The sequence below is a fragment of the Legionella sheltonii genome (assembly GCF_026191355.1).
GTDB classification, from domain to species: Bacteria; Pseudomonadota; Gammaproteobacteria; order Legionellales; family Legionellaceae; genus Legionella; species Legionella sheltonii.
The window spans coordinates 160,765-186,749 of the sequence record NZ_JAPHOQ010000003.1; the positions used below are offsets into that span (position 1 = coordinate 160,765).

A 25,985-nucleotide genomic window follows, 5' to 3' on the forward strand; every position below is an offset into this window, starting at 1 on the left:
AAAGGAGTAGGTAGACCCTATTTTGAACCATGCATAACCTGAATGAAAATGCGCTTAGCAAGGCGTCTTAAAGGGACATGATTGGTATTGGTGAGAATGATAATACTTACCTTATCATCAAGATGACGCTCCATCCAACTACTATATCCTCTTATCGCCCCATTTTTAAATGCAATCCGTTTGCCATCAATAGTGGCAATTTGCCATCCTAAAGACCAAGCCCAATTTTTATAGCCGGCAGGTTGACCATTGTTCAAAAAAATGGGTGTCCACATTTGCCGGTATGCCGCCGGGGTTAATATTTTTCCTGCAGACATCGCATTGTCCCATTTTGCCATATCACTTATGTTCGATACGATCCCACCTGAACCCCCCATCTGTTGCCATGGTTTTTGATTCGGACTGGGAATCATTTTACCCGCTCCTGATTGATATCCGGTGGCTAAATTTGGAGGAAAAAGTGAATTAGGCAAGCCTGTATCGTTCATTTCCAAAGGGTTAAAAAGTGTATTGGATAAGTAATTGATTAACGTTTGATGGCTTACATTTTCAATGACTCGCCCTAATACAGCAAAGGCAAAATTATTATAAGTAATTGCCGATCCTGGTTGAAACTGCATGGGCTTTTTAGCCAGGTTGTTCCAAACTTTAATCCATGGGAGATGGGGGCCACGATGCTGGGGAATACCGCTAGAGTGGGAGAGTAATTGTCGAATAGTGACATTCCGCCATTTCTGTGGTGCTTTGGGTACATAGTCCAAGACGGAATGATTTAGATTCACTTTCCCTTCCTGTACTAAAGTCATTAGCGCAAAAGCAGTGATTACTTTGGAAACGGAGCCGATAGCAAATAAGGTCTTGGTGTTAACCGGATCTTTAGTTTCGATATTGGCATAGCCATATCCTTTGATAAGAAATGGTTTACCGTCTTTGAGTACTGCTAATGCTAATCCAGGGACATGGTGATGCTGCATAAAAAAAGTAACTGTTTGATTAATTTTTTGTTTAACTGCTTCTGGACTTGCGTTGGCAAACTTTAAGGGAAAGAAGAGTGTGAAACAAAGAAAAAATATCAAATTTTTTTTAAGCATACTCAATTTGTACCTGGCTGTTTTACGAAAGACTTAATGATAGAAAAAATCCTTCCTAGGTTTAAGAAGTACCAAAAGGATATTGATACTTCTCACTAGTTACATGGTACTAGATATAGGAAAATTTGGGATCATCACTATGATCAGCTAAAAAAGGTTTTTGAACAATCTCTGCAATTGTTGCTACATCATCTTCCATAATATCCGTTGCACAATAATTAATTGTGTATTTGGTTAGCATCCTTGAATCTATTTTATTAAGGGTGGGGTGAGCATCACTTGCAACTTCAGATGCTAAAGCTGTAATTTGACTAGAAGGACTTTGAGCATCTCGTACAAAGCTGCTTGCAATTGGCTGATCTTTTTTAATCTGAGATTGATAATATCCTAAAATTACTCCAAGACTTTCTTTTACCTTACACACGTCGCCATATAAAGTTGGATAAGGTTTTTCTTCGGCCACAGCTGTTTGTAGTCTATTAATGCGAGTCTCCAAATCGATGATAAATGCTTGATTATCGGGTACAGTTGAGTTTGGAAGAGCATGAGAAGTCAAAACACTTTTCCTGATACTTACTAATTGCTTAAAATTAAAAAAAATACTCTGAATATCATCTAGATCATACGAGCAGCTTAATATATCAAAAGCTTCTTGACTGGTTTTAGGAATAGGTTGTTGTTTAAAAAGTTTCATTTGCATGTTGTTATCTCACTTATAAATGCTTTTAATTTAATCAAGTGGAACAATAATACGGCATTTAGAATGATTTTGTCAAGTTTATAATCGCAATGTTTTATATTTGGTCATTTTGTTTGAGTAAGAAATGATGGGCGAGCACACGAAGAGATTTGAGTCATCTGCCTATTAAGGGAATAAATTATTTCGTTTCGTAGCTTATTGGTGGGGGGCGTCATAATGGGTGTATCGGGCCTTAGCCCGACACTTTTGAAATGTTCTTACCTAAAAATTTAAAATTTTTATCCTACTCAAATTCCTATTTTAAAAAGGATTCGATAATTGGCAACCCAAGCCAAAACACCCCATACTGCTGGGAGGTGGATTTTGACAGGTCACTGGCCCAAAAGTAATTGAAGATGGGGATGCAGTAACGGCGGTGGCTGTAGTGGTACACGATTGTCCACTTGTCGCTGAAGAAACTGTAATTTGAGCCCCTTGATAAACCAGGAATTGCGGCCATGGAGTTACCGAACTGATATTGGGCGATAGGCCAGAATTAGCTGGTATCGTTGCATTTATTGTTGGATGTTGTCCTGATGGATAGGTAATTTGCACCGTAAATGAGGCTTGAGTCGGCGGTGTAGTGCCAAAAATGGAGAGTAGAGTACCGTTAGTAAATCCCTGACATCCCGTAGCGGACACTATCGTATTGTTGGGAACCAGTCCTGCGCCTTTTTGATTACAACCCGAGTCAAACAGACCATAATTTTGCTCTGCTGTAGGACCTGCTTTTGCGGGTTCATCATAGGCCTCAAATGCAAGAACTCCTATATTATATCCGGATGTTTGTAGAAAATTACTGGTACCGAGTTGATAAAGCGTTTGGAAATAGGCAGACGCATTACCCACGGATGGAGCACATGGGCCTGGGGAATTGCATGCATATCCCGTGGTAGTTCCTGCTGTTGCCCATCCTGTTTCTGCTGACAATAAGACACGACCAGCAGTGTAAAATGGTTGAGGATTAGCTGCCGGTAAAGCAGGAGGTGTTGTTGAGCCGACGACCTGGATGTAATCCCATGCTAGTGAATTAGTAGGTTGTACTGTTGAACTTAATGGAGGCGTCCATACCGCGGCTGTTGCTGGGGATACACCGAATTGAAAGGGGTAAGGGTCAAAGGCTAATGGAGCAGTAGGCGAATAAGAGTTAATTAGTGTTTGCATATCTGCAGAAATTGCAGGGCTCGGTGTGACTAAACTTCCACTGAGGACTGCGGAACCTACTGGAGTTGTCACTCCTTGTGCGGCGAGTGTCGTTTGCAAAGTCGACACCGCGGTCGTTAAATAAGTCACATTGGAAGTTCCCGTGCATGGTGGAACGGTATTCCCCGCATTACAATAGTTTTCATGGCCAGCAAAAACAAGAATGACTGTATTGTTGAACACGGCAGGAGTAACTGCCTGAATAACCGCATTTAATGTCGCTTGTGCACAGGGAATATAATTTTGAGCGCCTAATGGACATCCTGGATAATTGGTGTCGTTAGGGAGTTGAGGAATCACTGCCTCATAAATCACTTTCATCCCTAAAGCATTGGCTTGATTAATAATATCTATCCAACTATAGGGCTCTGTTTGATAGGAGCGCACGGTGGTAAACCCTGCATTTTGCAATTGTTGTAGCTCTGCATACACATTAGTTGCTGCAGGGTTATTGAGTGTCCCAGTATAAAAAACATCATGAAAATTAAAGGGATAGTTATTGGTATAGTGGTTAGGATTATAATCAACACCGATGAGTTGATTGAATGAAACGGATTGTATGTTGGTTGATGTACTGAGTGTATTGGAACTTAGGTTGCCAACTAATTGAGCTGCCAACGTAAATGAGCCATTAGTTGGTGCATTGAAAATACCCGTAATACTGCATTGCCCGCCACTTGCCAAAGTTCCAGTTGTGCCTGAGGGAATACAGCTGTTGCTCGTTATTAAGAAATTGGGGTGGTTTGGATTGTTATTTTGAGTGATTTGCTGAGTAAAACTGGCTGTTGATGCATCATAATTGGTAAACGTAAAGGTTACTGTATAGTTCGTATTTGCAAATCCTTGGCTTGGCAAAGGTTGTGCTGAAGGAAAGTTGGAGGTGCCGAGAAGACCCGCAGGACTGTTTGTAGCAAGGGTTGTTAATGCAGGTTGAACGTGCACCACATTATTGTCATACCCACTGTATGCGACCATTACGGTTTTCCGGCCAATGCTATTTGGTGTTAAGGTAATGCTGTAGGTACAGCTTTCTTTAGGTTGTAATTTTTTACCTGTGCATTGATCCTGGTATTTAAATTCGGCTTCACGAGCAGTGCATTCTTGAATTGCAGAGGCGCAAAGCATGGGTGTCACCTGAAATGGTTTTTTAAATGCAAAAGGAAGATTATTCGTAAAAGTATACGTAGCCGTGACACTACCACCAAGTGTGGAAATTTGTGTTGGGAATGGTTTATCTAAAGAATGAAGAATAGGATTACCTGCAATGGCCTGATTCAACATAAAAAATAAAATATTTGCCATTATGAATTGATTCATTTTACTCTAATGTCCTTTTTTAGTAGTAATAAACTCAAAATAAGAAATAAAATTGAAAATACTCTTAATTTATGAAACGTATTTTTTTACGAAAGTTGTTTCTTATAAATTTAATTTTCAACAAGGAAACAATACTAAATAATGTCATCCGAATTTACCACATTTATCTTTTTCAAAGAGTGAGTTAGAGAGAATTAAACAGTTCCTTTTTATCTATTTGATTTGGGAAATGAAAAATAAAATGCCTTTAAAATGATCTATATGCTATTATTTGCGCCTTTTTGTTGGCAGAAGGGTGTTTTATGGGGCAAGAAAAAAAAGAAAAGAAGACGCTATGGGATGCTTATGCTTTTAGTATGAGTTATACAGGATTTACTACGTTAATAGGGCATCCAGCGGAACGATTGAAAGTTGCAATTCAAACAAATCTTTCTCAAAGTCCTTATTCAGTAACGAAACAATTTTTAGGCGCAAATTTAAACCATTTTTCCACAGGTTTTTTATCTTGCGTTGTTCGTCAACAAGGAAAAGTAATATACCGACCTCTCTTGATTACTCATATGCCAAAGGAGGTTGATAAATTGCAATTTCCTATGTTGGTCGGAAGTTTAGTCAAAGCTTCCATTTCGAGTACTTTTGATACCTTAGTTGTTAGTCCGCTTGAGAATATTAAAACAGTACAAATGAAAACTATTGCAAGTCAGAGTAAACCAGTAACTCCAATTCAAGCAATGAAAAGCATTTATCAGCAAAGAGGATTATCCGGTTTTTTTGTCGGAAGTGGCGCTACACAGGCAAAAGCATTTCCAAGTTGGTTTTATTTATTTATGACGTACAATGCAATTAAAACCAGGCGTGAAAAACAAACGTTCCTGTCAACGATTTTTTGGGCAACCGCTGCTTCAGCACCGGTAACTTTTGCAACGACACCCCTTGATGTGATTAAGAGCAACCAACAGGCTTGTACTAATCAAACCAAGCAAACCATAGGGGAGGTCGCATCACAAATCTATAAGAATCATGGCATCGGTGCTTTTTTTAAAGGATTTAATTGTCGACTGGTTCACAAGTCACTGTCGACAGCAGGTGCTTATATGATTTTGGATATCGCACATAAGATGTAATATGTTATTCATGATAAAAAAATGAGGACAGCTTTAACTGTCCTCAAAAAAGATCGCCTAGGATAAACCGAGTAGCTTTGGAAATAAATTACCATAGTCCAAATTACTGTCATCCCGTTGCAGACGCCAATAGCCCATATGAGTTACTCCTTGAGCAATCATATTCGTAGCAGCTTGATTTGCTAATTAAAGTTTTAGTTCAGGCGCTTGATCGTCTGATGGGATCATAAATATCTCACCCCAATATGGGTATGAAGCGAAAAGCTTTTGCTGTAGCTCATGCTCATTAGATGATGGATTTTTTATATGGCTGTTCTACAATAAAACCAAAAGAGGTGATGAATTGATGAATAAAGCAAAACATGATGAAAAAGAGGCGTTTAAAGTTGTTGAGCAATTTAATCATTTAAATGCTTCACGGGCGCCAATCTCCGATTTTTTACCGATTGTTGATCCAGAAAATTTAATTATTACTTTGCGTGGCAGTGATATAGTTTTTAAGGGGATTGCGGGTTTTGCTGATCATCAGATAGGCAAACTCATCTATTTCGATCAAAAATTTGAATGTGAACTCACTAATAGCGAAGCTCAAGACGATCAAATTACTTTAAGTACTAAAGGAGTTTGGTATGCACGAATCTGGCAATCACCGGCAGCTTACAGTCAACAACTCATCGCGGATTTAACGCATACTTGGATTTTAAAAAAAACCAAACAAGGAACATATATTATTGTCATCCACATTTGTGAACATTTTAAATATAGAGACGGATTTTCTCCCCGTGATGAGGCTGAAGATTTTCATCTTACTTTAAAATAATCGGCACTTTTTGCAATGAACTTTATGAAAAAATACCCATGTTAGTTTATTGATATTCATAAAATTTTATGCTTAGATGCTCCAAGCCGTTTTACGATCATGGGTGTTATAACAACTACCGACCATTCTTTATTTCAACCACTCTTTTATTATAATCGATAACTTTTTGGTGCAAGGAGCATTAATTGAAAAGATATCCTTTTTTTTTCATTTTATTGTTAAATATTCTAAATTATAGTGCCATTGCCGGTACTGATCCTATCAATTCAGTATCGACTGTTAACCCTTTATGGACGTTTACATCGGATGTAAATTTTCCACCTAAGTTGACTGTCAGTCCAACAGGTACTGCTTTAGTGAAATACACCATTACCAATCAATCAAAAAAAACACATACCTTAATCATGAACTCTATTGTCGGTCTCAACCAGATCACCTCAGGTTCAGGAAATTGCAACAATCCTTTTACATTACGCTTTAAACAATCATGTACCTTGACGTTGCAAGTAAATGGCAGTGACTTAATCGGCAACATATCTGGAGGTCCAGTCGTTTGTAATCTAGGCAATCGTTTGCAGTGTTATCAACCCAATGCTCCAGAGATTTTGAATATCATTAAAGGAAGTGCAACGGTATTGTATGTTAACGGCAATAAAGCAACTAACGGGAATGGAAGTAACTGGGCCAATGCATTTAATAATTTAGAGTCCGCACTCGAAGCTGCTGACGCAGACCCAGGTGCTGTCGAAATTTGGTTGGCGAAAGGAGTTTATAAGCCTTCTCGAGTATATGCGCCACAAGGAATAATTGGTGGTGCTTATGGCGTTAATACCCCTAAGCTAAGAACCTTTGAGTTACCCAGTGATACCGCAATATATGGAGGATTTTCCGGGGTTGAATCGGAACGTGCACAAAGAAACGCAACACTTCATCCTACAATTTTATGTGGGGATATGACGTCAACCTGTCTTACCCCCTATGTACCTAGTAGTAGCAATGATAGAGTGTGGCATGTACTGATGGCCGGAAGTGATGTTCCTCCTGGCACAGGAGTTAAAAATGTTAAACTTGACAGCCTCATTATTAGAGGGGGCTATGCAAACGGTCCAGATAATGGAGTTTTGGGAGCCCATAATATACTTGAGAGTTTAGACTATGAGCATGCTGCGGGCGGGGGACTGTTGGCACGCTATGGCTCAAGAGTTGAACTCAATCAAGTGGTTTTTGAGCAAAATATTAGTGATGGCCTTAATGCAACAGTATCGGAAATTCTTGCTGGAGAATTTCTAGTCCTGGCTTCAGGCGGGGGAGCTGTAGCAGCAATAGATACCGATACTGCAATTCATATCAAAAAATCCAGATTTGTTAATAACAGTGCCTTATTTCCAGGGGGAAGTGGCGGCGCTTTGGAAAATTTAATTGACGCTGCTTATACTATCACTTCAAGTGAATTCGAACAAAATATTGCTTTTCGTAATGGTGGCGCGATTCGTAGTAAAGATGCAGGTGATGTCATTATTTCAGCAAGTCAATTCAAAAATAACGTGTTAAATGGTCCAGTTCCAGATGCAAGTGGGGGAGCTGTTGGTGTGATCAATACCAATTTATCAGTCTCTGATAGCACTTTTATGCAAAATTTAACGACTCTTACAGGTTTTGGTGGGGGCGCTATTTTTTTTCACATCCCTTTTAATGATGGGACCCCTTATTTTTTAAATGTTGAGAATTCCAAGTTTACCAATAACGTTGCCGCTGCATTTGGGGGAGGTGCTATTAATGTTTTTGGAATCCTGCCTAATCCAGGTTCAAAAGCTAAGATTATGAACTCTGAATTCACCAACAATACTGGAGGTGTTGGTGGGGCAATTTACCTGGATTCGATTGCAACAACAGTAACAGGATCAACATTTCTCGATAATAAAGCACAGTTAGAAGGTGGAGGAATCTTTGCCTCAAATTATGGGAATGCCATATTTAATTCTTCAATACAGACACAAGCACAAATTTCAAATAACAAATTTCTAAACAATGCCATTATAGGAGTTCCTCCAGGTGCCGTATCACCTTTATTTTTCTTTAACTTAGTTGCCAATATTTTTAGTTCCGGAAGTTCTACGGTAACCGCTATGGCACCTGGAGGTGGTGCAATTGCAGTGGAGTTTTCTGGGAATACTCAAATTTTTGATAATCTTTTTACCGGAAATACTGCCTTGAAAATGCCAATGGAAGAAGAGAATCGAGGAGGGGCAATATTAGTTGGAGGTAGTGTAGGAACTCCCTTCCCTGTGAACCTCGCTCATTCTTGTGTTGCTTCGAATGAATTTTTTGACAACAATGCAGATATAGGGGATAACCTTGCGCTATACAATCCAGCAAATATACCAGGGGGCGTAACTGTTGATACCTGTTTAGTTCCCTTAAAAAAATAAAAACGTACTATGCATTCAATCAATCATTTTAAGCATACAAGGAGTTGAGATGACAAATCAGTCTTATTTATTAGGATTATTAGCGTGCCTTTTAACTAATAGTGGTGTAGCGGGAACTATGGGTGAACCCATTTCCCGCTTTAATTATGTTGCTGCTTTAAGTATTGGTCCAGTATGGCCGACTGGAGGTGAGAGCCAAACCTTTTTTTTGGCCCCTGACATTGAAAAAACTTATGATGCTGACGATACCAATAACGCTCTGGCAAATTTTGAAGTGTTTTTAGGCTTGCAACGGTCAATTACTCCTTCACTTTTGGGACAATTAGGCCTCGCAGTTGCTGCAACCACTAATGCTCGTCTTTCAGGGGACATTTGGGATGATGCTGATCCAGAATTTGACAACTACACCTACAATTATAAAATCCAGCATTCTCATATTGCATTAAAAGGAAAGTTATTGGCAGATATGGGATTTATCGTGATGCCTTGGGTGAGTGGCAGTATTGGTGTTGGTTTTAATGACGCTCATGCATTTAACAATGAGCCCAAAATTTTTGAGGCTATAGAAAATCCTGATTTTACATCCCATACCCAAACAGCCTTTACTTATACAGTGGGGGCGGGAGTACAAAAAGCATTGAATCAGAATTGGCAAGTTGGTGTGGGGTATGAATTTGCTGATTGGGGTAAAAGTCGTTTGGGGCGTGCACCCGGTCAAACAATGGGGGATGGTATAAGCCTAAATCACTTCTATACGAATGGGGTCATGTTTAACCTGACTTATGTTGCATAAGATGTATCGCCTCTGTTTAGGCCTCATGCACCCCAAGGTGTATTTGGCCCATCCTGGACGAAATTGATACTTTAATTTACTGATGAGAAGAGTTTTAAAAACACTGAGTCACTTCACCAAGACTCTAATTCAATTGATGCGTATTGTTTGATTCATTGCTTAAAAAGTGTAGTTCGATTTGTTTATAAAATGATTTATAGAGTTTGTTGTGATTTTCCCCAAGTAATGTATGAAAAATTCCTTTTTTAGGTTTAATTTTGCTGTCTAGCATTGATAGTAACAATTCAATATCATTTTTTTCTAGAGAGGGTTCTTTAGTGAGGTATGCATTTAAATTAGATAACAATTTATGATAATCCATTTTCTGGTCTAAGAGACCAGATAGTCGAACATAGTGTGTTAGGAGATTATGTGTTCTATAAAGAGTTTCTTTTTTAAATGCCGGTTGAAAATGCACATCAGAAAGCCTGGAATCAACTTCAGATTGTATGACTTCAAGAGAAAGACGCTTAAATGCCTCTTCTATCTCTGCCTCGGATTGGATCGTCGTTTCAAGTTGTGGCGATAATGCCTGTCGTTTTTCAGGATGATTTATAAAACATCGTATGAGCTCATCTAAATGATAAGGAATTCGAACCACATTGATTGTTGCACAATCCCCAACAGTACGACTTTTTAAATCGCGCATCACTACAGCGAGTGGAATCTCAATATTTTCAAAATAAACTATTCCATCATTTAAACCATGCTTAAACAAAATGCTTTTTAAAGTATCAGCTGTTTTTGGATTACTTGTTTTATCCAAGTAAGCGAATACTTCACTGATGGTTGTTATCGATTTTTCTTGAAAGTGTTGTTGTTCGAGTTCAAGAAGTAATTCCACTAAAGTTTGTCTGCGTTGTAAGCTTTGGGACATCGCGTGATTGGTAATGATGTGAGCTATATCAAATGAAGAAGGGTATGGAGTATCACCTAATTGATCAAATAAGGCTTCAAATGGATAGGCAGCAATATTGATATCACGGTATTGTTCTGTTTCAGAAGTCAAATGTGAGGCCAACTCTCCCCATATGCCATCCGTCATCGAAATGACAATATCACCTTCAGTTAATTCAAGATTTTTGTGAATTAGAGCGCGATCTTTATTAGAAGGTGATGCAAACATTTGTACAGATGATGGAGACCATGTATTAAATCCCCGATAAACATGGCGTGCATTTAGAGTGTGTTTGATATGAAATTGTTTATCTAAAACAATAATTAATCCATCGCCAATATTTGCAAATTCACCAGAATAGTTTTTTCCTTGCTCGTGTTTATAGGTAAATGCTGCCATAGATGCATGCGGACGCTCTTTATTAGTTCTATCCCTTACAGAAGTTAATTTGCCAATTGAGACGAGAGCTGTATCTATATTTTCATCACTATCCAAAAATGCTTCACACGTTGCTAGAGATACTCTATGTATCTCCTCATCTTCTTGTTGATCTCCAGCTCCTCCACCCAAGCCGTCGGTAACTGCAATGCGTGCGCCGTTAATAACACCATTCTTATCTTTAGTAATGGATGTGCCCGAACTATCAAGAATCTTATCATATTCTATATCGTGATCCTGATGAGATAAGCTTGAGCCGATAAGAATTGTACTGTTATGACTTTGATTTATGGAATAAAATCTTTCTGATAAAAAGCCAGACAATTTTTTACAGCGATCTTGTGCCACTGAATACGAATAAATAACTTTCTTGTTGGTGATAATTTTATCTCTCATAACATTCTCTACATAAATCAATATGGGTAGCTCAAATCATAATAAATCATCTTTGGAGATAGTTGTTACCAGCATGACAGTATCTCATCAATTCGTGTCTTTATATTGCATTTAGTCATTTTTCAAAACTTTTCTTTAGAAAAATTAACAAAATAAAGCCAGGCATTATGACATAAAATATGGGTTCTTTGAATATATTTAAATCACTTTGGGCTAATATTATAAATAATAATGATGCTTTATGAGTAAAATTATGCCAAACTTGCCTGGATTATTTTTTCTAAAATCCTACCCCCCTGAACAAATATGGAGATTATTGGTTGATGGACGCTTTTGGTCAAAAGAAAAGGGCTGGCATGGTTATGAATCAAGAGAACGAGGTTCAATTAATGCTGCTTTAGAGAGTTTGTGCTCCATTGCACTGCAAGTTTATAAAGAAGGTGAGACATTTGAATTAAGTGTCGATTTAATTAAAGAAATACATAAAAAGTGTGGACGGAAAGTAGAGGCGTTAGAAGATAAGAGCCCAGGTGAAATCAGAACAGATGAGCCTGTATCATTTGGTATTCCAGCATGTCGTGCCTCAATTGAAGGGATAGAAGAATTTCTCCAACTATCTTTTCTTATTGATGGTGGTGCATCATTTGGTCCTGGAAATCCAGGCCCGTTTGGTCCTAGCTTTGATTTGGACTATTTTAAAGATTTGACCCCTGAAAAAATACCGGAGCTTGCTAAAAAAATATATGAAGATATGAGGGCGCATGGCTACAGTAATACAAACCACTTTTATCTGGCAGTAAGAAAAAAAGTTGATGTTTTTCTGGAAGCAATCACTCAATCTTATAACAAGGAAATTAAAGCCGCAAAAAACCTTGATGAAAAACTTTACGTTATTGCTAAGCATATTCGGCAATATGAAGTTTTGCATCCTTTTAAGGATGCCAATGGAAGAACCTTTGTAAACAATTTATTAAATATTCTTTTAATGCAACAGGGTTTGCCCCCGGCGACATTTTATGAGCCCAATGTTTTTGATTTATATAGTGCTGATCAGTTAGTAGTCGTTATTAAAGAAGCGATTTTAAATACAGTGGAGATTCTTGAGCACAATAAAAAAGGTATTTCTTTATATGGATATAGTGAAACTTTGGAAGATAAGGCAAAGTTTATGGAGATGCTTGATAGTCCCTCTTACCAGGAGATTCGAGATATAGATTTTTCATTTTCCGACATTGGAAGGCTATACGACAACACGCGAGAGTGTCTTGAGCCATTAAAAAAGAAATATCCACTTCATCGAGGGGCAATTTATTTGAGCGAGCCACGTGATATCAATGAGCTGGTATTTGCTTCTGATGAAGCTCAGATAAATGAATGCATCAAGCAGGGTGCACCTCCAATTTATGTAGGTAAAGCCCCTATTCATTTAGCAGTGATGATGCACAACATCGCAATGATCGATGCATTAATTGCTAATAAAGCCGATTTATCAATTCAAGATTACGACGGCAAAACAGCCCTTCATTATGCTGCTGAATCTGGAAATATGCAGATAATGGGGAAAATATTAACGGTTATACTATCCCAGAAAAATGCTCTTGCCGTATTAAACGCTAAAGACAATCAGGGAAAAACAGCATTCCATTATGCTGCGGAGTACGGAAATCCCGAGCTGGTTGTTGCCTTAACATCCACAGATGAGATTCAGATCAATGAAACCGATAAGAGGGGTTCTTCACCTATATTTTTAGCCTATAAGAATCACAAACAAGAGGTATTTGAGAAACTATTAGATTCTGGGGCAGAGATCACTAAAGATCTTTTAGATGAAGTATTGGTGCGGAATGATAAAGAGGCATTAAAAAAAATTATTAAAAAAAACAAAGAGCTTCTTACAACTAAAGAAATTTTCTATATTGCTCTGAGTATAGGAAGTAGAAGTATAGTGAAACAATTTTTGCAGACTAAGGGTACTGGAATAGACATTAATACTCCGATAACTGATGATAAGGGAACACCATTAATGTTGGCGGTTCAAAGAGGGGATATAAGACTAGTTAATTATTTATTAGAAAAAGGTGCTGATACAAGTAAAACCGATGGACGAGGATATACAGCGCTACATTATGTTTTTTATACTCAAGAAAAAAGCAGAGAAGAACTGATAAAAGTACTATTGAAGCAAGATAAAAGATTGGTGAATCAACTAAATGATAATCATTGTCCTCCTCTCTACAATGCTATGGTATTGAGGGATGTTAAATCGATGCAATTATTATTGAAAATGGGTGCAAAGGTTGACTACGTAGATACAGATGGAAATAATATTTTGCATGCAACAATAGGTCGTTCTCCTTTACCTATGATACATGAAATTGTATCTAGAGATCCTACATTACTTCATAAAAGAAATCCTGCTGGGAGGAATCCATTGCATCATGGACTTGCTGAAGTATTTCGATATTCGGAGGATGCTGAAATCAACTTTATGGCCTTAAGTAATTATCTTTTAAAGGAACAAGTTGATTTAAATACAGAAGATATGCATGGCCAAACCATGTTAGATATTGCTCTATCGAAACATTTTTATCAGTTATGCGTAAAATTGATAAAAGCAGGGGCCCAACCCAATATTTCCTCTGCATCAACCTTTCTTCAGGAGTCTGATGCAAATTCTATTTTAAATCATCCGAAAACATTTAAGAAAAAATTGGGGAAAACGCTCGATGAAAATCCTTTAATTGCAATGACTCAATTGAATGATTTATACCTGCAAATTAAAAAGAATCTAATCAAGAGTCCTAAAAACTTTGTTCCACAAAGTAGCTTAGCCTTTTTTAAAGGAAAATCAGAAGATACCCGAGCTCATGATCAAGTTTTATCTGTATTAAAGGAGAGCTATGACAGTAAACTTAAAGAACTGCTTGGTAGCTATAAGGGGCAGCATGAACATTTTGATAAAAGACATCAAGTGCTTGACGAAAATCTGAAGTTTTTAATTAAAAATCATGAAATTTCAAAGAGAATAGAAAAACCTACTACACAGCTCGTGGAAGGGGAATATTATCAGATTAAATGGTAGTGCTTTTACGGAGAGTGTTCATCCAACTGTGTCACCTCAGTCATTATCTAAGTCCCAGGGTTAGTCTGTCTTCGAAATAGATTTGTAACTGGGACACGATAAGCGCCCAATTGTGCATGGGCTGATTCCATTTTTCCAGTACTTTCTGGCAAGCACAATAAATAAGCTTAATAAGGGCGTTTTCACTGGTGAAAGCGCCTTTATTTTTAGTGTACTTGCGAATTTGCCGATGAAAGCCTTCAACAATATTGGTAGTGTAAATGATGCGTCTTAGCTCTTCTGGGTATTTGAAGTATTGTGATAGAGCTTCCCAGTTGTTATTCCAGGATTTCATCACCGCCGGGTATTTTTTGCCCCATTTCTCTTCCAACTCAAGTAGATGATGCAAAGCCATATCTTTGCTTGAAGCCTTATAAACCAGCTTTAAATCGGCCATAAAGGCTTTCTGGTCCTTACTAACCACATACTTTAATGAGTTGCGAATTTGATGAACGACACAAAGCTGGATCTCGGTGTTAGGAAAAACTTCAGCAATGGCATCAGGAAATCCCTTAAGTCCATCGATGCTTGCTATAAGGATATCCTCTACACCACGAGCTTTAAGGTCATTTAATACACTAAGCCAAAAACGAGCTCCCTCTGCCTCAGATAAATAGAGCCCTAGAATATCTTTTTTACCTTCTGAATTTACAGCAAGGACGGTGTAAAATGCTCTACTTATGACCTTACCTTCAACACGTACTTTAAAGTGCATGGCATCAAGAAAAACGATTGGGTATACAGATTCTAGGGAGCGATTACGCCACTCGGTAATCAGGGGTAATAGTTTGTCAGTAATCAGGCTGATTTTAGCACTCGAGACTTCTAGTCCATACATCTCAGATAAATGCTCGCTTATCGCCTCGTAACTCATGCCTATCGCATAGAGGGCTAGGACTTTATTATCCAGTGACTCGTTGAGTACCGTTTGACGTTTTTTTACAAGCTCGGGTTCAAAGCTGCCATCCCTATCTCGAGGTGTTTCTAAATCAAAAACTCCAGTTGTTGATTTAATTGTTTTAGTCGTTTTGCCGTTGCGACGGTTTGAAATACCTGTCTCATGACAATCAGTCATATGAGAATCCATTTCACCTTCTAATGCCGCCTCTAATAGCTCTTTTATTAAGGGGGTCAGTATGCCGTCTTTTCCAGTGAGAGATTGGCCAGACTTTAACTGGGTCAAAGCCTCTAATTTGAACTCATTGAAATCAAAATTCGATAAATCTATTTTCTTTTTATTCATATCTACCTCTTTTAAGTGTTAAATTATAAACAAATTAAAAGAGATGACACAGTTATTTAAACACTACCCTTTTACGATCTGCGATTTTTTCATTTCTTAAATCATTTTATTCATGGGAATCAGGTTTTTTCCTCAGCATTTTAGTTTCACTTTGCCTGGATTTTTCATCTAAAATTTTTTGTTTCGCTCGTCTTGAACGTCTTTTCTTTTGACGTTTTAATTGTTCAATTTTTTGCTGTTCTTTTGTTTTCTCATCACTCAATATCGAATGCAATTTTTCACAAAGCCGTATTCTGGCAAAATATCGATTATCTTCACGACTTCTTGAGTCTTGGCATTTTATTTCCAATCCTGAAGGAGTATGCTTCAAATATACTGTTGAGGCAGTTTTATGGAGTTTCTGCCCCCCCTTACCACTACCAATAATAAATTTCTCAATCAGCTCGGATTCATTGATATGAAGTTTCACCATGAACTCAGCTAATTTGTCCCATTTTTCTTTATTAATCATCTTAAGTACTTCTTGTAGAAATTCTTTTTAACGCTCAGAGAAAGCATCTGCATATTAAATGACCATATTCTATACTTAATATGATTATTATACAAAGCGAGGTCATGATGTCTTTTGATGGGAAATATTCGCCTGAAATCAATTCAAATGGTATTACTGTAACCATGGCGGTAAAAAAATTAACTCAAGATCCCAAATATAGAAGCGCAGATTTTTTTGATAAATGTATGGTAAAGCCAGATTTTAAGATGGAGCAAGAACAGATTACGATTCAAGCTCCAAAAAACCCACCGCCAAAGGTCAAGATGGAGGATTTAAATATCCCTGAACCTTTATTAAAAGAGATGTCTGCGGAAGAGATAGCAAACATTGCCAACCAATTAATGGGTTTTGCTTATGATCCATTGAAAGTGGTAGATCATCTCAAAGATTTAGATGCTGAACTGGGAAAATTAATGCAAGAAAGTGAAATTTTTCCATCACAAGGAACTTATAGTCCTCCTTATTTGATTGCAGGAAGAGGCAACTTCATTCCAGGTGCTCCAGATGCCTATCAACCTTTAAAAAAGGCAAGGATGTTGGATACGCTATTATTGAAGCATGAAAATTCCCGTGATGTAAATAAAAATGGTTATGTGGTTAAATTTATTGGTTTTGTCAGTAGCATGATAGCGGACCGAGTCATCTCAAGCGGCCAACTTTTTACTGAAAATAAGCAAATTGATCGTGTGCTGTTACATGGTTCTTATTCTCATCGATTATTACTTGAAGCATTTGCGCACGCAATCGAAAAAGGTGTTATCGATTTGAATCTTAAAACAGGAAAAAAACTGAACTTTGTGCAATTACTTGAAGTGTTGGTTTCAGTAAAAACAAAATATGGTCAAAGTCTTTGGGAAATGACATTGGATTCTGTAGAGGATTCTATGCGCGCTTCCAATGATCCATTAGATTCAAAACAATTTAGTTTTAGTTGTCGTTCTCCTTTTGTTTTAAATTCCTTATTGCTTTGTTTTGGTAAAGAACTAGGATTACCTCATCTCCAAACCTATTTGTTGGATAGTCATTACAAAGCTGCGTATGAAATGGTTTTACGATCTAAAGAAAAAATAGCCTCAATGAATAAAACGCATTATTCACAGCTTAATATTCCCAGTGAAATAATATATGAGCGGTGCATGGAACATTTTTCTACGAAAGCCGAAAGTTATGGAGAAGTGGGTGGTAATAGCCCTTTTACTCTAGATGAATTTGCAATGCTCTCTGATAGTAGCTATGTAGGATCTTTATGGGGCCCAAGTGTCCGGATAAAAGTAACCTCTCCACAAAAACCAGGATTTTATTCTAATTGGATGGAGTTTTTTCAGAGTAAAAGCAAAACGCAGGAGCCTGTAGCAAGTCAATCTAAAAAACACGAACGTTCTGCAACAGATGAGTCTGAGGAAGATATTGAAAAACGCCAAGAAAAACACAGTAAAAAACAACAATGAGATAAAAGAGTAGTATCCTTTAACAATTGTGTACCCAAGATTAAGTCTCACTTTCAAATGATTGTTAACTGATTTGTTGCCAAAATTCTTATGAAAAAAATCGACATCCCTATCGATTTTTAAACTAAGCCCAAATATTCCTGAGGAACGTTTTTATACTCGCTCAGATAGTGACTGCAACCTTAATTTACTGATCTTTCTTGATTAATGAACTCGTCATCATCTGATTCATCTGGACCTGCTAAAAATTTATCTTCGTAATCAATTACAAAACCGGCAAAAATACGAACAATGCGATCATCTATTTTTTCAGGATAATGAACTGAAACACTCCAGGTTTTATCGCCAAAATTGCGATTGAGTTCGGCAATAGGATGAGGACCGCTCGTTGATGCTAAAATGACGAATCGGTCAAAGCTGGGATTTGCATAAGCATAACCAATTTCAGTAGCTTTCCCTGACTCATCATAGTCATATATGGTGAATTTTGCAGATTCCAGGGTTGCTAAATTCCCGTCAATAAAACCAATTTGTACGCCACGAGTATCATAAATATCAATCTCTTTAGCCCAAGGATATAAAGAACCTAAAGAAATGATTCGCGTGATACCGGTCGCTTGCCATCCATCTTTATTGGATAAATCATAGTTTGTACGAATACGAAATGCGCTCTTTTTTATTGACCCCGGATAGGTTTCTCTTTGGGGAGATTTAATTTGATAAACTTCTGAAAACTTATAAACATCTTTGGTAACGACAAAATCATAAGGATGATCTTCATGAACACCATAACTGTTAGCAAGAGTTGCATACGACATTGTCAATAGAGCAAACAAACATGACACCAATAATTTACGCATATACGATTTTCCTTTTGGTTAAATAATATTTGAAGATGCCAATTTGGCAACTATGAAGAATAAATAAAAATATAAATAATTCAATATTCTTCACATACCTCCTGCGAAGGCAAACTCATAGTAAAGCAAATTTATTAAGAATTTATTAAGTAATAAAAAGACATCTAAATTATTCATCAAAATAAAGAACTACGGGAGAGTGTACGGTGATAAGTGCTCGAAAAATTGACAAAAAAGCAGTAGAGAGAGCAATACTCACTTCACGCTTTAAAGCGGCATTCAGCCTTAAGAAAGCGCTCTCAAGCGATGCGGAAGCAACACTTGAGAAGATAAAGGTGAGTCTAATTGGGACCTCCTAAGTGCTGATCGTCTTCAAGCTTTCCTTGTACTTTAAATGCCTCTATTGCTTCGGGAGCCGGAAATAAAGAAGTAGGCGTAGTAGTGGTGTTTTTCGATTCAAAAATGCCGAATTGGACTAGACTGGAACTGCGTTCTTGCTTCCCATGCGGATCTTTCGCTTCCTTTTCTCCATTTTCAGAAATAGACATGAGATCGATTTCTTCTTGTATTTGTTGATAGCCACGATTTAAGGCAGGAACTTTGTGGACTAATTCAGAAACTTTCAAGCTCAGTTCGTTCTGCTCTTCTTTTAACTGTTCGAGTTCTTTGTTTAATGCTTTCTTCACTTTTCTTTTAACGGAATCATCTTGTAATTGTTTTTCAATCGAATTGATTTGGTTTTTAAGGCTCGTTACCTGGGTCACCAAATTTTTCATAGAAACAAGTACTACTGTTTTAGAGGATTCTCTCATATGTTCCAGTTTTTCGCGTATTACATGGCTTGTATTTGCTAAATGTTCCAGTTTATCAGCATGACGTTCTTTAAAATCTTTATTCCAGTTGTCATCGCTGATGCAATTTTCCAATACGGGAGTTAATTGACTTAAAAAACCACTCAAACCCAAAAGATCTGTTGCTGGAAAGAGATCTAAATCTTGAGTCAATCGGGGAGCCATAATAATGGCGAGATTATGGTACGTCATACGATTAGTCTGTTGGAATCTGCCAGCCTGATGCATTAAATAGCAGTAATGATAAATGATTTCTCCTGCACGCTGATGATCTATTCGTTTTGACAGTAAAAGGTCACTAATGAACTCATCGAGTAATTGATTTGCTGCTTTTGTAATATCTTTTTTCAGTTGAACACCCAGTAATAATTTTAATTTTTTAGAGAAACTGATCTGTAGATTATCTTTGGAGTCTAATAAGGGACGGTTTTTAAGAACAGCGGGAATCATTCCCAAACTATTATGTAGATGCTCACTGTTTACTTTATTCTCTTTCATCACATAGTTACTTAGAATAGCACCATCAAATTGTTCGCTGATCAGTTGCTCAAGTAACTTTTCTGTTTCTTCCTTTGCTCCTGCGACTCGAAAAACTCCAGAAGTTTTTAACAATTCTGGGTGTTGGGATACAAGTTGTGTCAAGGAGCGCAACACATTCACTATGATTTGGGTATTATAAGGGCCAGGCATTTAAATTCTCCGGATATTGAACGAATATTAATTTATGGCTTTGGTTTTAACTATTTTCAAATAAAAGGCAATTTGAGGTGAGTTTGTTTTGAGCTTATCTGGCTTTTCAGCGCAGAACTCAATGGTGACATGATAAGCAAACGAGCAAATGTAGTACTAGCCTATCACTGATAATCCTCTATTACTATATATAATGCTCTAAGGATTTACAACGAAGGACTGAGCTGAATAAATCATGGTTTGTATGAATGTCTTTTTTTTTTAAAAAAAACACAAAAAAAGAAGTACCAGATTGAATTCGTTAACAGGTGGATCAAAGGCTGCACCTACAGAAGGTTTTTAGCCATAACTGATCCAGAACTATTTTTATAGATTTAAGAATAAAAGTAAGGCTTTCTGTACATGCATTCTGTTTTCACTTTGAGTGAAGATGATTGAAGCTGGACTGTCAGGCAAGGTTTCGGATACTTCTTTTCCTCGTTCCATGGGCATGCAATGCATAAATACGGCTTCTGGTTTTGCATGCGACATTAAGGATTCATTGACCTGGAATCCCTGAAAGGCTTCATGATTTTCCTGTTCTTCAAAACCCATGCTAGTCCAAACGTCAGTGTATACTGCATGGGCATTTTTAACCGCATCTTCAGGTTTGGAAAAATGATAAATCTTATCTGGCTTTATGTCCTGTGCCTGTTGGATAATTGAAGCATTAGGTTGATGGGATGCGGGGCAACAGTAATTAATTGTTATTCCTAATTGCGGCGCAAGCAGCATCAAACTATGCAAAATATTATTTCCATCACCAATATAGGCAACAGTCAGTCCTTGCAAAGAGCCAAATTGCTCCCATAGACTTAATAAATCAGCTAAAATCTGACACGGATGATGTAAGGCGGAAAGGCCATTGATTACAGGAACTTTCGCATAAGCGGCCATTTCTTGTAATATTTCATCCGAATGAGTTCTTACCATAACAAAATTTGCATAACCATTTAGAACTCTAGCCATATCCGCAGGGGTTTCCTGCTTTCTCGTATTACTTACACTTTCAATGGCTATTCCACCCATACTTTGAATTGCCATTGCAAAACTTAGGCGAGTTCGAAAAGACGGTTTTTCAAAAATCATGGCAAGGCTTTTATGAGCCAGAGCCTGATTGTAGAACGAGGGGGTTTGCTTCAAGGCCTTTGCTTTCTCTAAGACATGCTTTAATTCTTCCATACTTAATTCGGTTCCGGTAAGAAAGTGCTTGATTTTTGGGGGAGAGGATGTCTTCTTTACCTCTGATGGTCCTGGGCTATGTCCTTTGTCTTGATAGGTACCTGTCTCAAGATCAAATAGTGCTTGTTGTAAATTGATCACGAAGGTATTGGTGGTTACTTCGCTAATCGGTTGAGAATGAGTTTCTTCAACAAGCGTGTTTTTAACTGGAGTGTAAAGGGACATGTTGAGCCTCCTAAATTAAATCAGAATATGGTTTCTGTTAGATTTTGAATTAATGTTCATAATGAATCCTTGAGCCATATTTTTTCTAGTTTTTGAATTTCTCCACTGGCTTTCAGTTTTTGCAGGGCTTTATTAATCTTTGACGTTAATGGAGAACCTTTTTTCAGTGCTAATGCGTATCCATAGTCTGCTTTAGCAATTAGCGAAGAAGAGAGTTCCAAATGTTTTTTGCTATAGATTTTACCTTGGGCACCATCTAATAAAACAACATCAACATGATTTGCAAGTAGTGCTTCAATCGCTTGGTTATTATTATCAAATGTAGTGAGCTCCACCTTAGGGTAATTTTCTCGTAGCCATATCTCCATCGTACTACCAAGCTGCACTGCTACTTTTTTTCCTGTAAGTTGACTGGGTGTGGTGATGGGTTGACTGGAATGATATACCGAGGCCATCCCTTCAAAGTAATAGGGGTCAGAGAAATCAAAATTGACTTTTCTCGCATCAGTAATCGTGATTGTAGCTATGGCAATATCATCTTGCCCAGAACTGATTGCAGGAAGAACAGTGCTGAATTGCATGTTGTCAAAAACAGCCTTTTTTCCAAGTTCTTTAGCAATAAGTCTCGCCAAATCAATATCAAATCCCTTTATTTCCCCATGGTCGCTATATTCAAAAGGTGGATACTCTGCTGATGTGACAAAATGCAGGCTATTCTCATTGCCTTTCGTTTTGCAAGAGGATAAAAAAATACATATTGCTAATAATAATAGGTTTGAAAATCGGCTCATTTGAATTCAAATCCACTAAATATCCGTTTTATGAATATACAGATCCATGGTTTCATTGTCAATGAAAATGAATTTAATTTCAATTTATCGAATATGCGTTCAATTCTTTTTTTTCAGGGATAATAAACTCAGCGTTCAACACAAAAAAAAAGGGATATAAGAGCGATATGAAATAACTTCTTGAATATTCGATAGTATTAGATAATATCAGCGGAGCTGGAGTACGACATTCCATTTTTTAATCGTTTTAGTGGAGGAGTTGTGTTTAAAAAAAAAGAAGTACAGAAAATTGCCACAAATACAGGAAACTTTTCTCAGGTTCCTAATGACGTAATGTACCTGATATTGCTTTTTCTTGATGTTAAGTCGCTGAATCATCTCGCTATGACTAATTCAACTTTCAAAAAGCTGGTTTCTAATTATCCAAAGCAAATCTACGTTAAAATATGTGATAAAGAATATAAAGGAACCTACTCACAAATACATGCCCAATTTATAGGTCACCTCCAATACAAAGAAGCCGAAATTGCTCGTCAAAAGCGTCGCAAGGAAGAAAACGCAATTGCGGAACTGAAAAACGTTGTTACAACTCAAAAAAATGACATAAGACAAACCTGGGATGTTCCACTTAAAAAGTCATGCATCACTAAGGAAGAACGACTAGCCATAGGATGCGGTTTTACTTTCGGTTTAATTGGTGGGATTCTCGTTTCCTGTTTCACGCCCATACCTTGGTACTTCGCTTATTGTTTAGGCATGGGGGCAGGAGGAACGACACCTTTAGTTGCCTCTCGAACCATCCGTTGTTGTTGTGGTAAATGCGTGGATTGTAAAGAACAAGAGCTCAACACCAGAGAGGAAAATCTGAAAAATAATTATCCTTCTTCCCCAAGTATGAGAATGTGAAATGAGTTGTGGGTGCGGGTAACTGTATTTTAAAAAGTTACTCGCCTCCAAACGTCTAGCGAACTGCTTGAAATGAACAGAGTATATAAGGAAACTTCTGTCATTTGTTAAAACCCAATTGTCTCCAAGCTTCATACAAAATGACTGCAACAGCGTTCGAGAGATTTAAACTTCGATTGTTCTCACGCATAGGGATAGAGAGCGACCTGAATTTCTGTAAAATTTCTTGAGGCAATCCTCTGGATTCTGGACCGAATAAAAACAGATCATCTGCGGTATATTGAACGGTTGAGTAACATCGTGTAGCTCGAGCGCTAAAGGTATAGATAGTCTTTTGATGGTGTTGTTGAATAAATTTTTCCCAATTTTCATATTGATCAATAGAGGCCCATTCATGATAATCCAAGCCAGCACGTCTCAGTGCTTTTTCTTGTAATGAAAATCCAAGAGGATGTATCAAATGCAATTTTGCCCCAGTGTTGGCACATAGTCGAATGATGTTTCCTGTATTTGGAGGGATTTCAGGTTGGTAAAGGGCGATATGAAACATAATGTTAGTGAGTTAATAAAATGGTAATCGTTATTTGTTAAAGGATTGGTTCTTGATATTCCAGAGCATTTTTTCAAATTATATCTGATCATAAGTTTTAAACAAACTCTTTTGATTAAGTGCTTAATAATTTTACAGAACTCATGATCGTCAAGAATTGTGTTTGTAATTGGCTATGCGCAAAAAATGAAACTCATTCACATGTGGTTGATTCGCTACAAACAGAATGCTCCATAACGCTATGGCCGCATTGTTGTCTAATAAAAAACGTCCATCAGCTAATAATAACGGTTTATTATTAACGGTGATGAGATAGTTGTCTGTAAACCAGTTAAAAATAATGAAATCCCTCATTAATGAAGATGAGTTTTTCACATATTCAGGTAATTTTTGATAAGAAAACGCACGATAACTTGTCACAAGTTGGCTTCTTGATTCTTTTAAAAGTGGGGTTGAAACATTAATGAGGTACAAACGATTTTTATTTAATGCAATTCCTCTCCACTGTGTTGAACTGAGTAACATGGGAAATACACGTGCCTTGTCTGTGCTTACTCCTAATTGGGCAAGTTCATCTCGAACTGCAGTCATTGCTCGATAATGTTGCTCGATATTGAATAGCATAAATGAACTGATTAGGACTAAAGCAATAAGGACAGGCTTTCTTTGATCAAAGACCAGGGCCGCGATTACTCCTAAGCCCAGGGGGATGGTCACAAAGGGATCAACAATAGATACAATATCCCAACTCACTCTAGTATCAGAAAATGGCCAAAATAAAACCGTTCCATAAGTCGTACAGGCATCTAACAGGCCATGAGTTGAGTAACCGATTAAAGCGGCTAAAAAAGTAAATTTCCACTGGGTACGAAAGCGTTTAAAAATCAACAAAGTTAAAGTAATGATTAAAGCACCTACGGGGATAAAACTTAGGGAGTGTGTGAAGTGACGGTGATAGAGAAAAAACAGCATTGGATTGCCTGATTCTTGAATGAATATATCCAAATCAGGTGCCATGGCTGCTAAGCCACCGACAAGCCAGGCATTGTGTTTGTCCTTGCTGTACAAAATTGCTTGAGAACAGGCTGCCCCTAAAACCGCATGCGTCACTGGATCCATGTCTTAACCTTTCGAAGGAGTTTATGATTCCTATTTTTAGCCCCTTAATAGAGGAGCATAGCTCGCAGAGAGTGCTTCCTGACAATCTTGTTGTATCGAATATTCTTTGTCGAAAATGCAAACAGTAAAGGTCAGAAAGCAAATAAAAATCTAATGAGCAATACAAGGCTCTTCTTCAAGATAGCCACTTAATACAGCATGCTCACTATTTTTCCAATAGAGTCTTGGTTGACCTGACTTTTCAGTGGGTCTGTATAAATGGCTTATCACATTTTCTAGATAGCTTGGGTTGGTAAACAATGCGACGGCTATCTGGTTCTTCAACGCTTTAGATTGTCCATTGGTGTAGAGCAAATCAATTTCGCCATTTATTGTAATCATAACCGAGGTGAATAATCCCACGCCATAACCATCTTGATGCATAAAAAATACAGAAAATGGGATTGCATATTGGGTACTCTCTTTAAAATCAATTTTTAATTGTTGAATACCAGAGTCTGTTGGCCATTGAACATGGTATAGTCCCTGTTGTTTTGTTAACGTACCGTTTGCATTAAACAGTAATGTGCCTTCATCCAGCATTACTTTGCCAACAAATACTTCGGCCTTCCACATGCCAACTCCAGTTTTTGTTAATTTAATCGTTAATTCATCGGTATTAGATAGAGAGTCGAAAATCATTAAACTGGCTACATAGCTATCACCCTCGCTTGCCATAGCAGGAAGATTGGCGCCCATTTTTATTTTGCTGGTGGCTTTAGGCGCTAAATTTTTTTGGGAGATTTTGATTTTATTTAAATGCTTGGGGGCTGATTTTTTTGTTATTCCAAGAAGGTAGTCACCCCATTCTGTGCGAAGGTAAGCATCAGCGTCTAAATAGAGTCTGCCAAAACGTGTAAACAGTAGTTCACTGTCTTTTTTGCCACTTGATACAACAAAATAACCAGGGTTGAGCAGAGCAAGATCGAGTGCATTTCCTGTCGCTGTGATGGGGCATTGATTAATCGTCAAAGGCTTTTGAGTCAATTTAAATAAATTATCTGCGTGCACTTGAGATGAAATTATGAGAGCAGCTGTGAATAAAATTGATTTAAGAGTCACGTTAATTCCTTTTAAAATA

20 protein-coding genes are annotated in these 25,985 nt (G+C 37.5%); 7 read left to right on the forward strand and 13 right to left on the reverse strand.

Translation table 11 applies throughout. From position 1 onward, the window contains the following. Positions 1–17: 17 nt before the first annotated feature. The 3 genes from OQJ26_RS04515 to OQJ26_RS04525 form a co-directional block, all read right to left on the reverse strand. On the reverse strand, positions 18–1,091 hold the full coding sequence (locus tag OQJ26_RS04515; RefSeq protein ID WP_265702765.1) for a serine hydrolase domain-containing protein: 1,074 nt from the start codon (positions 1,089–1,091) through the stop codon (positions 18–20). A 109-nt stretch (positions 1,092–1,200) separates the two neighbouring features. Continuing rightward, positions 1,201–1,791, reverse strand: a complete 591-nt coding sequence (locus OQJ26_RS04520; protein WP_265702766.1) for a hypothetical protein — start codon at positions 1,789–1,791, stop codon at positions 1,201–1,203. 300 nt (positions 1,792–2,091) lie between these two features. After that, positions 2,092–4,350: a hypothetical protein gene (locus OQJ26_RS04525; protein WP_265702768.1), complete on the reverse strand. Its 2,259-nt coding sequence runs from the start codon at positions 4,348–4,350 to the stop codon at positions 2,092–2,094. Positions 4,351–4,652: 302 nt separating this feature from the next. Between OQJ26_RS04525 and OQJ26_RS04530 the strand changes: the two genes are divergently transcribed. The 4 genes from OQJ26_RS04530 (at position 4,653) to OQJ26_RS04545 (ending at position 9,516) form a co-directional block, all read left to right on the forward strand. Further along, a complete protein-coding gene (locus tag OQJ26_RS04530) occupies positions 4,653–5,474 on the forward strand; it encodes an MC/SLC25 family protein (RefSeq protein WP_265702770.1) in 822 nt (273 codons plus the stop codon). A gap of 346 nt (positions 5,475–5,820) precedes the next feature. Continuing rightward, positions 5,821–6,294 (forward strand): hypothetical protein, encoded by a 474-nt coding sequence (locus tag OQJ26_RS04535; RefSeq protein WP_265702771.1) that lies wholly within the window; start codon positions 5,821–5,823, stop codon positions 6,292–6,294. A 185-nt stretch (positions 6,295–6,479) separates the two neighbouring features. Beyond that, positions 6,480–8,723: a hypothetical protein gene (locus tag OQJ26_RS04540; protein ID WP_265702773.1), complete on the forward strand. Its 2,244-nt coding sequence runs from the start codon at positions 6,480–6,482 to the stop codon at positions 8,721–8,723. Positions 8,724–8,772: 49 nt separating this feature from the next. Then, a complete protein-coding gene (locus OQJ26_RS04545; RefSeq protein WP_265702776.1) occupies positions 8,773–9,516 on the forward strand; it encodes an outer membrane protein in 744 nt (247 codons plus the stop codon). A gap of 124 nt (positions 9,517–9,640) precedes the next feature. On the opposite strand, the gene OQJ26_RS04550 is transcribed toward OQJ26_RS04545, so the two are convergent. Further along, on the reverse strand, positions 9,641–11,287 hold the full coding sequence (locus OQJ26_RS04550; protein ID WP_265702778.1) for a phosphocholine hydrolase Lem3: 1,647 nt from the start codon (positions 11,285–11,287) through the stop codon (positions 9,641–9,643). 241 nt (positions 11,288–11,528) lie between these two features. On the opposite strand from OQJ26_RS04550, the gene ankX reads away from it, so the two are divergent. Further along, positions 11,529–14,369 (forward strand): Dot/Icm T4SS effector AnkN/AnkX/LegA8, encoded by a 2,841-nt coding sequence (gene ankX, locus OQJ26_RS04555; RefSeq protein WP_265702780.1) that lies wholly within the window; start codon positions 11,529–11,531, stop codon positions 14,367–14,369. A gap of 43 nt (positions 14,370–14,412) precedes the next feature. Here the strand turns inward: ankX and OQJ26_RS04560 are convergent, their stop codons facing one another. Together OQJ26_RS04560 and OQJ26_RS04565 are read right to left on the reverse strand one after the other, a co-directional pair. Next, on the reverse strand, positions 14,413–15,651 hold the full coding sequence (locus OQJ26_RS04560) for an IS256 family transposase (protein WP_265701939.1): 1,239 nt from the start codon (positions 15,649–15,651) through the stop codon (positions 14,413–14,415). A gap of 106 nt (positions 15,652–15,757) precedes the next feature. Further along, positions 15,758–16,162 (reverse strand): peptide chain release factor family protein, encoded by a 405-nt coding sequence (locus OQJ26_RS04565; protein ID WP_265702781.1) that lies wholly within the window; start codon positions 16,160–16,162, stop codon positions 15,758–15,760. Positions 16,163–16,266: 104 nt separating this feature from the next. On the opposite strand from OQJ26_RS04565, the gene OQJ26_RS04570 reads away from it, so the two are divergent. Then, a complete protein-coding gene (locus OQJ26_RS04570) occupies positions 16,267–17,652 on the forward strand; it encodes a hypothetical protein (protein WP_265702783.1) in 1,386 nt (461 codons plus the stop codon). A 182-nt stretch (positions 17,653–17,834) separates the two neighbouring features. Here OQJ26_RS04570 and OQJ26_RS04575 read toward each other — a convergent pair whose 3' ends face one another. The 4 genes from OQJ26_RS04575 to OQJ26_RS04590 form a co-directional block, all read right to left on the reverse strand. After that, positions 17,835–18,512 carry a hypothetical protein gene (locus tag OQJ26_RS04575; protein WP_265702784.1) on the reverse strand — a complete coding sequence of 226 codons (678 nt, stop codon included), beginning with the start codon at positions 18,510–18,512 and terminating at the stop codon, positions 17,835–17,837. 341 nt (positions 18,513–18,853) lie between these two features. Beyond that, positions 18,854–20,053 (reverse strand): Rho GTPase-activating protein, encoded by a 1,200-nt coding sequence (locus OQJ26_RS04580; RefSeq protein WP_265702785.1) that lies wholly within the window; start codon positions 20,051–20,053, stop codon positions 18,854–18,856. 366 nt (positions 20,054–20,419) lie between these two features. Continuing rightward, positions 20,420–21,499, reverse strand: coding sequence for an ornithine carbamoyltransferase (gene argF / locus OQJ26_RS04585; RefSeq protein ID WP_265702787.1), 1,080 nt, complete (start codon positions 21,497–21,499; stop codon positions 20,420–20,422). Between the two features lie 56 nt (positions 21,500–21,555). Continuing rightward, a complete protein-coding gene (locus tag OQJ26_RS04590) occupies positions 21,556–22,290 on the reverse strand; it encodes an ABC transporter substrate-binding protein (protein ID WP_265702788.1) in 735 nt (244 codons plus the stop codon). 261 nt (positions 22,291–22,551) lie between these two features. Here OQJ26_RS04590 and OQJ26_RS04595 point away from each other — a divergent pair, with 261 nt between their 5' ends. Continuing rightward, positions 22,552–23,196, forward strand: coding sequence for an F-box protein (locus OQJ26_RS04595; RefSeq protein WP_265702790.1), 645 nt, complete (start codon positions 22,552–22,554; stop codon positions 23,194–23,196). Positions 23,197–23,296: 100 nt separating this feature from the next. On the opposite strand, the gene trmL is transcribed toward OQJ26_RS04595, so the two are convergent. The 3 genes from trmL to OQJ26_RS04610 form a co-directional block, all read right to left on the reverse strand. Next, positions 23,297–23,746: a tRNA (uridine(34)/cytosine(34)/5-carboxymethylaminomethyluridine(34)-2'-O)-methyltransferase TrmL gene (gene trmL, locus OQJ26_RS04600; protein WP_265702792.1), complete on the reverse strand. Its 450-nt coding sequence runs from the start codon at positions 23,744–23,746 to the stop codon at positions 23,297–23,299. 150 nt (positions 23,747–23,896) lie between these two features. Then, complete coding sequence (locus tag OQJ26_RS04605; RefSeq protein ID WP_265702793.1) at positions 23,897–24,865, reverse strand: metal-dependent hydrolase; 969 nt, start codon at positions 24,863–24,865, stop codon at positions 23,897–23,899. 150 nt (positions 24,866–25,015) lie between these two features. Then, entirely contained in the window at positions 25,016–25,966 is a 951-nt protein-coding gene (locus OQJ26_RS04610; protein WP_265702794.1) for a flagellar hook-basal body complex protein, read from the reverse strand. Between the last annotated feature and the right edge of the window lie 19 nt (positions 25,967–25,985).